This window comes from Paenibacillus sp. SJS-P3 (genome assembly GCF_056711585.1).
The window spans coordinates 4,814,957-4,827,778 of record NZ_CM160043.1 but is presented as its reverse complement, the minus strand read 5'-3'; the positions used below and the strand labels follow the sequence as shown (position 1 = coordinate 4,827,778).

At 56.7% G+C, this 12,822-nt stretch carries 12 protein-coding genes; 9 read left to right on the top strand and 3 right to left on the bottom strand.

Annotated elements, in window-relative coordinates; genetic code table 11:
• Positions 1-148: 148 nt before the first annotated feature.
• The 4 genes from AC06G8_RS22060 to AC06G8_RS22045 are packed head-to-tail and all read left to right on the top strand — an operon-like array spanning position 149 to position 2,052.
• Positions 149-781: a bifunctional transcriptional activator/DNA repair enzyme AdaA gene (locus AC06G8_RS22060; protein ID WP_480285486.1), complete on the top strand. Its 633-nt coding sequence runs from the start codon at positions 149-151 to the stop codon at positions 779-781.
• Positions 753-1,271, top strand: coding sequence for a methylated-DNA--[protein]-cysteine S-methyltransferase (locus AC06G8_RS22055; RefSeq protein WP_480283977.1), 519 nt, complete (start codon positions 753-755; stop codon positions 1,269-1,271). Before AC06G8_RS22060 ends, AC06G8_RS22055 begins: the two co-directional genes overlap by 29 nt.
• A 59-nt stretch (positions 1,272-1,330) precedes the next feature.
• Positions 1,331-1,519, top strand: a complete 189-nt coding sequence (locus AC06G8_RS22050; protein WP_076357404.1) for a hypothetical protein — start codon at positions 1,331-1,333, stop codon at positions 1,517-1,519.
• 50 nt (positions 1,520-1,569) lie between these two features.
• The gene (locus tag AC06G8_RS22045; protein ID WP_480283976.1) at positions 1,570-2,052 is read left to right on the top strand and encodes a hypothetical protein; all 483 of its coding nucleotides are present in this window, start codon (positions 1,570-1,572) and stop codon (positions 2,050-2,052) included.
• 140 nt (positions 2,053-2,192) lie between these two features.
• Here AC06G8_RS22045 and AC06G8_RS22040 read toward each other — a convergent pair whose 3' ends face one another.
• From AC06G8_RS22040 to AC06G8_RS22030, 3 genes are read right to left on the bottom strand one after another with little or no spacing between them, the layout of a single operon-like run.
• A complete protein-coding gene (locus tag AC06G8_RS22040) occupies positions 2,193-2,978 on the bottom strand; it encodes an ABC transporter permease subunit (protein WP_447663275.1) in 786 nt (261 codons plus the stop codon).
• Positions 2,975-3,883, bottom strand: coding sequence for an ABC transporter ATP-binding protein (locus AC06G8_RS22035; protein ID WP_480283975.1), 909 nt, complete (start codon positions 3,881-3,883; stop codon positions 2,975-2,977). The genes AC06G8_RS22040 and AC06G8_RS22035 overlap by 4 nt, the downstream gene beginning before the upstream one ends.
• Positions 3,884-4,072, bottom strand: coding sequence for a PLD nuclease N-terminal domain-containing protein (locus AC06G8_RS22030; RefSeq protein WP_447663273.1), 189 nt, complete (start codon positions 4,070-4,072; stop codon positions 3,884-3,886).
• A gap of 264 nt (positions 4,073-4,336) precedes the next feature.
• Here AC06G8_RS22030 and AC06G8_RS22025 point away from each other — a divergent pair, with 264 nt between their 5' ends.
• From AC06G8_RS22025 to AC06G8_RS22005, 5 genes are all read left to right on the top strand, one after another.
• Complete coding sequence (locus AC06G8_RS22025; RefSeq protein ID WP_480283974.1) at positions 4,337-5,263, top strand: phosphotransferase family protein; 927 nt, start codon at positions 4,337-4,339, stop codon at positions 5,261-5,263.
• A gap of 273 nt (positions 5,264-5,536) precedes the next feature.
• Entirely contained in the window at positions 5,537-9,625 is a 4,089-nt protein-coding gene (locus AC06G8_RS22020) for an S-layer homology domain-containing protein (protein ID WP_480283973.1), read from the top strand.
• A 172-nt stretch (positions 9,626-9,797) separates the two neighbouring features.
• Positions 9,798-10,484: a response regulator transcription factor gene (locus AC06G8_RS22015; protein WP_480283972.1), complete on the top strand. Its 687-nt coding sequence runs from the start codon at positions 9,798-9,800 to the stop codon at positions 10,482-10,484.
• Entirely contained in the window at positions 10,477-11,580 is a 1,104-nt protein-coding gene (locus AC06G8_RS22010) for a sensor histidine kinase (protein ID WP_447663269.1), read from the top strand. The genes AC06G8_RS22015 and AC06G8_RS22010 overlap by 8 nt, the downstream gene beginning before the upstream one ends.
• 264 nt (positions 11,581-11,844) lie before the next feature.
• On the top strand, positions 11,845-12,714 hold the full coding sequence (locus tag AC06G8_RS22005; protein ID WP_480283971.1) for a M15 family metallopeptidase: 870 nt from the start codon (positions 11,845-11,847) through the stop codon (positions 12,712-12,714).
• Positions 12,715-12,822 lie beyond the last annotated feature (108 nt).

The following is a 12,822-nucleotide window of genomic DNA, read 5'->3' as shown; positions in this document are numbered from 1 at the left end:
GCTTAAAAGCAAGAATGAGGATGAATCGGAGCGGTATCTGAGCTAGACTAAGCTTGCGAGTCCTCCTCGAGCCGGCTGCAAGATGCCGATCTGGAGAGAAATAAACAGGAAGAACCCGGCAAGGAAAGGCGGCGGCACGGTGGAGACTATGGGCTTCGAGGAAATGTGGGAAAAGATCATCGCCTGCGACAACACGTATGACGGCTTGTTCTATACCGCCGTGACAACGACGAAAATCTACTGCCGCCCGTCCTGCCGCTCCAGAAAGCCGAAGAAAGAAAATGTCCGCTTTTACGTCCATAGGGAGGAAGCCGAAGCGGCCGGATTCCGTGCCTGCAAGCGATGCCAGCCCGAAGCGGAGCGGACTCCCCATGCCGCCCTGATCCGGAGCATATCGGCCTTCCTGGTCCGGGAGCACCGGCGGGCTCTGTCGCTGCGGGACATCTCCGCATATGCCGGCGTAAGCCCGTACCATCTGGAGAGGCTGTTCAAGCAGGAGACGTCGGAGACGCCGCGGACGTTTCTGGAGAAAATAAGAGTGGACAAAGCGGCCCGCCTCCTGCGCACGACAGACCGGGGCAGCCTGGACATCTGCTACGAGTCCGGATTCCGCAGCCCGTCTCATTTCTACAAGGCGTTCCGCCGCTTGACGGCTTGCACGCCAACCCAATACCGCCGCCGCTCGGCCGCAGGAGAGGCAACGGCAGTCTGCGGAACCCATCCGGCTCATCAAGCCAAGGAGGTCATTTCCAGTGAGCAAGCAGCATCGAGTCGGCCTTGACACCCCCATCGGGGTTCTCAGCATTGCCGGTACGGACGAGGGCGTCCAATCCATCCTGTTCTCCGAGGAGGAGCAGCTCTCGGAGCCGATCCGGCCCGATACGCCTCAAGCTCTGATCGATTGCCGGCTGCAGCTGGACCAATACTTCCGCGGCGAGCGCCGGCTGTTCACGTTCCCATGCGCCGCTCAGGGAACCGAATTTCAGAAGCGCGTATGGCAAGCCTTGACCGATGTGTCCTACGCGCAGACGGCATCCTACAAGGACATCGCCGTCGCGATCGGCAGCGAAAGGGCGATCCGGGCGGTCGGCAGCGCCAACGGGAGGAACAAGCTGAGCATCGTCGTCCCCTGCCACCGGATCATCGGCTCCAGCGGCGCCCTGACCGGCTATGCCGGCGGTCTTTGGAGGAAGGAGTGGCTGCTCCTCCACGAGAAGGCTGTCCAGTCCGCCGAGCCCGGAGCTGCGCGCGAAAAAGAACCCCTTCCGTGAAGGAGTCCTTTTTGTGCATAATAAAGGCAAGACTGCCAACGCGAAAGGGAGTGGACCAATTGGCGCATGAACCTGTTGATCCGGAAAGACAGGAGCCAAAGAAAAACGGAGGCGCCTTGCTCTGGATCGGAGTCGGCATCGCCATCGGGTCCTCGCTCGGAGCGGCGATGGACCATTTCGCGGTTGGAATTGTCATGGGCACCGGAATCGGAACGGCGCTCAGCCTCGCTGCGCACTTCAAGAAATAACGGGAAAGACCTTATTCATTCCATCCTTTTAAACTAAAGGAGACAAAAGAGTGGGTAGACGATCGACGTTCTGGTTTCTTCTTGTGCTGCTGTTGACGGCTTGTTCAGCGGGAGCAGGCGAAGGGAAGACGGCGGACAGCACGCCGGGAGGCAAGTTGAGCCTGATCAATGTGTCGCTCTACAGCAGCGATTCGACGAAAGCGCAGCCCGAATTGATTCTGGTGCAAAGCAATCCGGACCCATTGGCTGCAGCCGAGAAATGGACTGAAGCCGATAGCTCCATAGCGTTGCAGCCAGTCGGATCTATCGCTAGAATCTATGTTCTTCAGTTTCAATACCCTGCCAAAACGTCGACGGAGAGCGTCCATTACTTCCTCTTAGCAGATGACAAGAACAACTATTACCTGAAGCGGGTCGAGCCTCGGCAGATTGCGGACTTGGACTCGTTTGCTCCCGAAGACAAGGAGCCCATCCTGGAAAAGTCAGGGAAGGAAGGCTGGCTCTCGGTCGCTCCTCCTGGATTCTTCGATTGATGAATGGACGATAGGACGCATGATCGGCATGGAAACAAAACCAAAAAACACGCAAAAGGCTCATGGCCTATGCGTGTTTTTTGGTTCTTCCTGCTGTGGTTCCTGAAGTCCATTCCCGGAACCGGCGTCCGCTTCCCCGCTTATTTTGCTCCCGTGTTCCCTGCCTTCCGCTTCGAGAATAGCGAGGAACCGACAACCATGGCGCCGGACAGCAGCGCAGCCGCCGCAACGGGCAGCCAAGCGCCTGAAGCCAGACTCCCGGTTGTGAGCAGCGTTCCTGCTTCTCCGGTGAGCCTGCCGGGGCTCCATTTCATGAAGCGGCCAAGCAGGCTCGGCAGCAGCGAGAGCACGGCCAACGCAAGCAGCGCCAGGAAGGCGGCTCCGGCCTGCGAATCCATCGCGCTGCTGAACAAGAGCACCGCCGACAAGGCGAACAGCAGCCATAGGGCGTACAGGAGCAGGCTTTGCCCGATGAGCGGGAACGGAACGCTGCCGATGAGGATATCGGTATAGTACCAGGTGGCCAGATAGCCGATTCCGAAGGCGGCGAGCGTAAGGGAAGCCATGCTGGCCCACTTGGCCGTCGCCAGCGACAGATGGGATACGGGCTTCACATGGATCATGACCGCCGCGCCGCTCTGGCGCTCGCCGGAGACGATGCCCATGAACGACAGGGCGAGAATCAGCAGCCCGAGCGTGTTGTACTGGGACAGCGTCTTCAGCATGATGTCGGCGGCGGTAGGGACGGGCATGGCGGCGGCGACTTCCTTGGCGATGCCGTTCGCCTCCAGCAGCTGCGGCATGTAGGCGGCCGTGACCGGGTTCATGACGCCGAGCAGGATGAAGACGGCCGGAATCCACAGCCACTTGTAGCTGCGTCTCATGCCGAGCATTTCCTTCCGATAGAGAACCATCCACTGGCTCATGGCCGCACCGCCTTTACAAATAGATCCTCCAGCGTCGATTGGCCGGTTTCCAAGCTGGAGATTGATATTCCGTTCTCTAAAATGGCTTGCAGGACAGAGGTCTTCGCCGCTTCGGGATTTCCCGCCAAGGCCAGCTTGACGCCGGCAGGCAGGCTGTCCGCTTGCCGGACGCATGGAAGTCCCGCCAGAGCCTTGGTCCACTCCGAGCGGGGCTCGGCGAACCTTACCGTCAGCACAGGTTCCGTATGCTCCCGCATCACCTGGCGAAGCTCGCCTCCCAGCGCGATGCGCCCGTCCCGGATGATGAGGATGTCGTCGCAGACCGCCTCCGCATCGTGAAGCACATGGGTGGAGAACAGAATCGTCGTCTCCTGCTTCAGCTCCCGCAGCAGCTCCAGCACCTCGCGGCGTCCGAGCGGATCCAGCGCCGATACCGGTTCATCGAGCAGCAGCAGCTTCGGCAGGTGAATGATCGCTTGGGCGATGCCCAGGCGCTGCTTCATGCCGCCGGAATAACCTCCGATCCGGCGGTCCGCGGCGTCCGCCAGACCTACCCGCTCCAGCAGTTCAGAGCTGCGGTCCGCGGCTTCTTTTTTGCCCAGACGGGCCAGGCGGCCCGTGAAGGCCAGGAATTCCCGGCCGCTCATCCAGTTCGGGTAAGCCGGATACTGGGGCAGATAACCGATGTTGGGCCGGATATCCCCTCCGCTCTTGCCGTCGAAGGAGATGCTGCCCCCGGATGGTGGCAGCAGGCCGGCGAGCATGAGAAGGGTCGTCGTCTTGCCGGCGCCGTTCGGCCCGAGCAGCCCCGCGCAGCGGCCCTCCCCGACGGTGAAGGACAGACCTGCGACGGCTTCCTTGCTGCCGAAGGATTTGGACAGCCGGGCGATTTCAAGAAACGGCATTCAGTCCGACCTCCTTCCGAAGAGGAAATAAGCGACGCTTCCGAGCAGGCTGGAGAACAGGATGACGATCGCCCACATCCACTTGGGACCGTTGGTTCGGCGGACCTTGGAGAGATCGATAAAAGCGGCGACGACGAGAATGAGCTGCAGGATGGCGAGCGGCAAAATAAGCTTCAGCATATCGGACATGATGACTACCTCCGTGTATTTGGAATCCCTGCGAGGGGAACAAGACTTGGTTGGAATCGATTCGGCGGCCGGCGGAAACGCTTCCTTGAGGACATAATCTTTCCTTATGGCCTTTCATAGCGATATGACGCCGCCCGGCGGCGATTCGTTCAATTCCACTTTAAGGAATTCGGATCGGCTGGCCGAAGCTCCGGAAGGAAGCGGGGAAGAAAGCCTCGAATAGAGGTGGATAGACGGGAGAAGAACCGAAAGGACGGGATGCAAATGAGGCCGATGGACAATCCCCAGGCATGGCGGCAATGGATTCCATTGTTGAGCGGCTGCGGAGAAATCGAACCCATTTTCAAGGGGTACTCGAACGACGCCAAATATTTGGTCCGCGACACCGAGGGGCAGCCTTGTTATATCATCCGGGCGTATGGGATCGTGCAAGCCGAAGCGAAGGGACGGGAGTACGGGATTCTGGAGGAGATGGAAAGGCTCGACGTTCTGTGCTCCAGGCCCGTCCAGTCCGGCAGCTTGCCGGATCAAGGACTGGGTTACATGCTCGTCACCTACATCGACGGGGAAGACGCAGCGGAGGCGCTGCCTCGTCTGCCGGTCGGGGAGCAGGAATCGATCGGAATTCATGCGGGGCGGGAGCTGCGCAAGATCCACAGGGCAAGCGTCCCGGAAGAGGTGGAGCCTTGGCAGAATCGAATCTTGGCCCGGCTTCGCTCCTACAGGCAGGACTATGAGGCCTGCGGCGTCCGTCTGGACCGCGGCCGGGAACTGCTGGAGTTTCTGCAGGAACATATCGGGCTGACGGAAGGCAGGCCAAGCGTGTTCCAGCATCATGACTACCATGTCGGGAACCTGATCGTCCATGACGGGGCTTTGGCTGGAATCATCGACTTCAACCGGTACGGCTGGGGAGATCCCGTTCAGGAATTCGCCAAGGCCGGCTTCTTCAGCGCCGAGACGAGTGTGCCGTTCACGGCCGGCCAGATTCGCGGTTATCATGACGGGGAGCCGGACGGCGGATTCTGGCAGCTGTATGCGTTCTATATCGGCCTTGTCTGCCTCTCTTCCGTTCCCTGGATCGTCCGGGTAAGGCCGGCAGAGACGGCGGACATGCTGAGGCGGATAGGCAAGGTCATCGATGATCACGAGGGCTTCAGCCGGTGCAAGCCTTTGTGGTATCCGGGCTGAAGAGGCTTCAGTCAAGCCTAGCTTCTAGAAGCCGCCTTCAGTCCGACTATTCTCCTCCCGATTTATGTTTTTTTCAGCTCAGAAGCAATAGTTTTATCGCATAAACGATTGTCCCGGCAGAGAAAAGGAAAATGGGCAATAATGAAAAAAATAGGCATGGAAAATAATCCTGCAACCCCTTAAATTAGAAATGTGAATTCAGTATTTATTCTTCGGGGGGAGTAAACTATTTTGGTCACAAGAGGATTGGGGAAAAAAGCATTATTGCTATTCATGGCGTTCATAATCGGAGCCCCATGGCTGAATATCAGCGGCGGTAGCTACGGCAGCAATCAGCAAACGGCCTTTGCAGAGGAAGCGGGACCGTCTCCAGCCATGCAATTAGTTGGTTCCGCCACGCTCGGCGCTACTGTCACCGACCTCGTATATGATCAGGGCGCAGGATCCGTCTATGCTCTTACGAAGGACAACAACAAACTGACCTTCTTGGATGCGGGCAATCTTGCCGTACAGAAGGAACTGAGCGTAGGCTCAATGCCTACGGATATGGAATTGTACGGAAACCATCTTTATATTGCCTTGTCCGGGGCCATGGATATCGCGGTCGTGGATCTAACGAGCCGTACGGTCAGCGCTATGATCGAGACGACCTATCAGCCTCAGCGGATCGCCGTGACGAGCGAATATATTTTCTATACGACTTCGCTATATCAATGGTGCGAAGTTTACAAGCAGGATCGGGCTACAGGGCAGACAACGCTGCTTATAGACAGAGTTTCAGGGCCTGGCTTAAAGGTGGATGAGGGCAATCATATCCTATACGCAGGCGAGACAGGCACATCGGGTTCACATCTGTATGCCATTGACTACCTGACAGGTCAAACTCTCAGCAAGAGCACGTATGACGGAGGCTACGGGTTCGGAAACCCTATGCCTCACATTTTCCAGGATGGGGCGGATGTGCTCTATGCAGGAACGAGGTTGAACGGGAGGGATTTGTCCGAAATCCATGGGATGTATCCGCGGCTTGATTCGTATACTTACTTAATTTCCAAGCTTCAAGACGTGAACGGGTCTCTGGTCGCGACAAGCGAAGGAGTGTTCGACAAGGACCGGTATCTTCCTATCGCCAAGTTTCCTTATGAAGCGAAACGTGCTGTAATTGGAGGCGGAAAGGCCTTCATCGTGAAGGATGATTACTATACGAAGACGCTGGAAGCCTATGCGTTCGACCCTTCAGGAGCGCTCCCCACAATCAGCCTGAACAAGACAACGAACTACTCCACCTCCAGCAATTATCCGATCGACAGCTGGACGACGGATGCAGCCTCGCCTTATCTCTATGCAGTATCCTCCGTCACGAACGAGCTGGCTGTCTTGAATAAACACGATCTTAGTCTGGTGTCCAAGCAATATGTCGGCTCCAAGCCGCTACATATCCAACTGCACAATGGGAAGCTGTATATCGCTTTTGAAGGAGAGACGTCAATAGGCGTGCTTGATGAAGCTGCCCTTGGTTCAGGCGTGAACAGAATACGGATTCCGTCCAATCCAAGCCGCGTCCTGCCTGCAGGAACCGTCAATGTGTTCTATTGGGGACAGGATACCTTCAACAATTTCCATGTCACGGATGGAACGACAGACAGGCAGGTCATGGGCTATCCCAACAGCACCAACTTTGGGCAAGCTGCGTACGACTTGTCGGACAATGCTCTGTACACGTACACCAACGGGCAAATCATCAAAATGAATCCGGATACGCTCGGCATAGCCTCTTCAATCAAAGTCGATGCGGGATATGGATACAACGATCTACATCTGGACAGCAGCAGCCTATACTTGGGATCCAAACGATACAATAAGAGCAATCCGGCCAGATTGTTAGGCTCTTACCCGGAAAATATCCTTTATGTATCGGGAGACTTGGCGTTCGGCAAGAACAACGTCTATGACAAGGATACTTATGTCAAAAAGCTTGCTCTGCCGTTTGAAATCAATGACGCCTACGTCGATTCGGACGGAAGCATATACTTGTCGACACCGAACAGCTTATACCGTTTTGAAGGTATAAAGGGCATTCAGTCCTACGTGGATACGGAATTGAGTCCATCGAATCTCGTTTTTGCGGTTGACAGCTATTCGTCCAATATGGTGAGCGGAACCTTGTATTTCAAGCCTGCGCGTGATGTGGGAAAGGTTCAGGGATATGCTCCTTATTTCATGGATACCGACGGAAATAAACTCAATTATATCAGCGGTTACATGGATAAGAAGCTGGATGACGGGACGTTGACCTATAAAATCTATTATTACGATTTCCCGGAAAAGGCCGAGTACATTGGGTTGTATCCGTACCTGAGCTATTCGGATCCTCAGCCGCAGCTGAAGCCGGCCAAAACCATGCTATGGGATATTCCCGCCTTTTTTGCCGCTGAATTCGGAATTCAAGAAACTTCTTCGGCAGATGGATATGTTCAGGGCACCGTTGCATGGAAAGCGGGAAAGGAAAAGCCAAATCTGACTTACTCTCTGTATTTCGTCGGGGAAAATGGACTTATCGGCGCAAAGTTGGCTGAAGTGGCTGGAGGGAAATCCAGCTATTCTGTCGCTGTCGGCAAGACAAAGCTGCCGGAAAGCGCAGTCGGTCTTGCTCTTGTGCAGCAAAGCGGAGATTATGAAGCGCCGATATACCAATTCTTGATTCTGGAGCGATTTATTTCGCCTTCTATTCCAGAAGGAGATGTCGCCTTGACCAAATATCTGTATGCTTCAGATTTGGTCAAAGTAAAAAATGTGAAGCCCGGGGATATGATTACCCTGTACAACTCCTCCTACTTATCGTTTTCTACAACAAGGGTGCCTGCGGGAACAGAAAGCATTACGATTCAAACCGGAAATATGGGGAGTCCCGGCACCAAAATTTATATCACCCGGAAGCGGCCGGGATTGTACGAAAGCGATCCGACACCTCTTGTTATCCCGGAAATAATCAATGACGGTCCAACATTCCCTGGGGGAACGCCAAAGCCGACAACTACGCCTACTCCGTCCGCTTCGCCATCTCCGTCTCCATCTTCGACGCCGACCTCTGATGGCGGAACGGGGGGAAGCTTCCCTGGCGGATTCGGAGGCTTCCCAGGGGTCGTTGCGACGCCGACTCCATCCCCGACGCCGGCGTCGGACAAGCTTCAAGCCGTGGAATCCAAGGACGGCAGCGGCAAAGTCTATACATCCTTGGATGTGTCGGCCGCTCACCTCTCCGGATTAATGGGCAAGAATGAATTTTTGAGCAAAGGAACGGTAACGTTAGCTTCGGACAGCAAGAGCGGCAAGATCGTCTTCAGCATTGAAGCATCAGGCGTGCAGAAGCTGCAGGAGAAAAAAGGGAGCTTGTTCATTTTCGAGACTCCGTCGGGCTCATGGAGCCTTCCTGCCACCGCATTGGCTCTCACTTCGACGGCGGGAACGGCGCAGCGATTCGAGATTTCCTTCGAGCAGCTGAACGACAGCGATGCAGCGGGATTGAGGCAATCCGGGAAAGGCAATCCGGTCGGCAAGCCGGTGAAGTTCACGGCTTCCGTCACCGCTGGAGGCGCAACTCGAGAAATTGGCGGCTACAGCCAATACGTCCAGCATGTCCTCAAGCTGGATGCCCCGGACATTCCGGCTTCCCAGCTTGGCGCTTATGCGTATGACGCTTCGTCCAAGAGCTTCATTCCCGTGCCGGCTCGCTATTCTTACAGCAACGGCATGCTGACGGCGACGATTTATGGGAGGACAGGCACAGTTTACGCCGTGGCACGCCTGGCAACTTCCTTTACGGATTTGCCTGCATCCGCAGAATACTCGCAAAGCATCAAAACCTTGGCAAGCCGGACGATCTTGTCCGGATATCCCGGCGGCACTTTCAAGCCTGAAGGCAAGGTTACCCGTGCAGAGTTCGCTGCCATGCTGAGCAAAGCTCTCGGAATGACGCCAGACGCTATCAGCAGCAAGACCTCCTTTACCGATGCCAAGCCAGGCAGCTGGTACGATGCCGCCGTTAAGCAAGCTGTGCAGGCGGGCATCATCAACGGTTATCCGGATGGAAGCTTCAAGCCGAACCATACGATCTCTCATCAAGAAATGCTCGCAATGCTGGTCAAAGCCATGCAATATGCAGGGTATTCCCCTGCATCGGCCAGCGGAGCATCGGGTGCAACCGTGCCTGACTGGGCCAAAACTTACTATGAGCAAGCCATGGGCTCGGGCTTGATTGGCCAGAAGGAGGATGTGTTCCATTACTCGACCGGCGCTGAGGCATCCCGAAAGGAATCTGCCCTGCTGCTGGATCGTTTGGTCAATCGGATCCTTTTCCAATAAACTCGATTCAACCGGCAAAGGCGCCCTTATGCAGTCAGGGCGCCTTTTTTATTTGCCTGAAATGAGGATGCCGCTATTTTTAGCCGCTTAAAGTTGGTTTTTTGGAGCCAACTCTGGTAGAACTGAAGAAAAGCTATGCCTAGAGGGCAGCAATCGGGGAGGCGGACAGCAGATGAAGCGGATAACGATTCTGGTCGCGGATGACGAGGCGGAGATTGCCGACCTGGTCGCTCTGCATCTGGAGAAGGAGGGGTACAACGTAATCAAGGCCGCAGACGGCACAGAGGCGCTGAGGACGATCCAGTCGCAGCCGGTCGACCTCGCCATTCTCGATATCATGATGCCGGGACTCGACGGCTACGAGGTGACTCGGCAGACCCGGGTGGAGAATCATATCCCGATCATCATCCTGAGCGCCAAAACCTCGGATTTCGATAAAATATCCGGCCTGGTCATGGGGGCGGACGATTACATGACGAAGCCCTTCAATCCCCTTGAGCTCGTGGCGCGGGTGAACGCCCAGCTCCGGCGGTCCATGCAGCTGAGCCGGCCGAAGGAGGAGCATTCGTTGCTGGAGGTCGGCGGGCTGGCGATCGACTCCATGCGGCGCACGGTTGCCGTGTACGGGCAAGGCGTGGAGCTGACGCCCAAGGAATTCGATATTCTGCATCTGCTCGCGAGCCATCCCGGCAAGGTGTTCGCAGCCGAGAACATTTTCCGCCATGTGTGGGAAGAGGAGTACTTCGACAGCGGCAATACGGTGATGGTGCATATCCGCACCCTGCGCAAGAAGCTGGGGGAAGACAAGGACAAGTGGATCAAGACGGTCTGGGGAGTGGGATACAAGTTCAATGGATAAGTGGCTGAGAAGCTTCCGGGCCCGAATGATCGCGCTGCTGGCGCTCAGCATGCTGCTGTCCGGCCTGGTTACGTATGCCGTGTTCAAGGCGCTGCAGTATTACTACAGCAGCCATGTGAGATACGGGGAGCCGCTCGAGCGGCTCCGCCATGCCATCCGCAGCTTCGGCGATCTCAACTTCTTCCTGATCCTGTTCGTCCCGCTTGCGGTGCTGTTCTTCTTCTTTCTGACGACGCCTTACGCCGCCTACTTCCGCGAAATATCGGCCGGAATCGGGCGCCTCGCTTCCGGCGATTTCAGCGGACGCGTTGACATCGCTTCGCGAGACGAGTTCGAGAGCATCGCCCGCGATATCAATGCGGCCAGCGCCAACCTGCAGCGCGCCGTCGAGCGGGGCGACTTCGCGGAGAACAGCAAGGACCAGCTCGTGCTGAATCTGGCCCATGATTTGCGCACCCCGCTCACTTCCGTGCTCGGCTACCTGGACTTGATCCTTCGCGACGGCGGGCTGTCTCCGGAGCAGAAAAGCCATTACACGTCCATTGCCTTCAACAAGTCCAAGCGCCTCGAGAAGCTCATCGACGGCCTGTTCGAGGTCACCCGGATGAACTACAGCACGCTTCCGCTCGAGACCGCGCCTCTGGATCTGAGCGAGCTGCTCGCCCAATTGAACGAGGAGCTCTATCCCGTGTTCCAGAAAAGCCGGCTGAGCATCCGGCCGGACATCGCTCCTGGTCTCATCGTGAACGGCGACGGCGAGCTGCTCGCGCGGGTGTTCGAGAATCTGCTGGCCAACGCGGCCCGGTACGGCAGGGACGGAGAGTTCGTGGATGTCCAGTGCAGCCTGGAGGGCGGAGAGGCCGTCGTCCGCATCGCCAATTACGGCGATATGATTCCGGAGGACGAGCTGCCCCGCCTGTTCGAAATGTTCTACACCGGCGATCGGGCCCGGACCCACCAGGAAGGAAGCACGGGACTCGGCCTGTTCATCGCCAAAAACATCATCGACCGGCACAAGGGGAAGATTGCGGCCGAGAGCAGCGCTATCCGGACCGTATTTGAGGTCCGCCTGCCGTTGCAAGGGCAAGCTGGATGAGGGCGGCGGCTGCAAGCGGGATATTTCTGTAAGCCTTCCCATGAAGCGGGAATGATTTTGCCATGCCTTCACGGCCGCCGGCCGGAGAAGGCTGTTTGTCTTTTCCGATTCCGGTTTGATTCGCCGATTGCCCTGTCCGACTGCCCCTGCCCGATCGCTGACGGATATAAAACCGATTTAAGGAAAAATTTATCAGGTCTCAAATCCTTTTTAACTAGTTGCCCTTATGCTGGAGCAAGAAAAGAGCGAAAGGAAAAGCGACTCATGAAGAGATGGATTTCAATGCTGCTGCTCCTCGCGGCAGCCGGCTGCGCATCGGCGCATCCCGAGCCTTCGTTCACAGCGGCGCCAAAGCCTTCGCAGCCGGCTGAATCGGCTGCCCCGGACAGCGGCGCAGAGAAGGAGCAGTCGATATCGCTCGGCAAATCCCGGATCCATCAGGGGGATCTGGTGCTCGTCAACAAGGAGCATGCCGTTCCTTCCAAGGACGGCAAGTCCGATGTGGTCAATCTGTACGAGCATAAGGAGCTGTTGGAAGGCTACGGCCTCCTCGACAACAAGATCCGGCTCTCCGAGAGCGTGGCGAAGCGGTTCATTGCGATGGTGAAGGACGCGGATAAGGATGGAGTCGATCATTTCCTGATCAGCAGCGGCTATCGGAGCAACGAGGAGCAGGCCAAGCTCTATCGCGAGCTTGGCGGCAATTCGGCGCTTCCGCCAGGACATAGCGAGCATAATCTGGGCCTGTCCCTGGATATCGGCTCCAGCCGCGCCGAGATGAGCAAAGCTCCGGAAGGCAAGTGGCTGAAAAAGAACGCATGGAAGTACGGATTCATCCTGAGGTATCCGGAGGACAAGACGGATGTGACCGGCATCCGCTACGAGCCCTGGCATTTCCGCTACGTAGGCTTGCCGCACAGCGCGGTCATTCAGCGGGAAGGACTTGTGCTGGAGGAATATCTCGACCTGCTGAAGGATCAGGGGACGATTGAAACGGAAGTCGAAGGGGCGGAATACCGGATTTCCTACCATCCCGTCCGGGGAAAGACGACAGTGAAGATTCCGGCGGGAAAATCGTACGAGCTGTCCGGCAACAATTCGGACGGGGTCATTGTAACGGTCCGAATGGACTGAGCGGGCAAAAGGCATATGGGACCTGCGTGGACGCCGGCCAAAAACAGAAGCATTCCAAGAGCATCGGAATAATCATGGAGTCAGATCCATGAATATGCGATGGGAGCA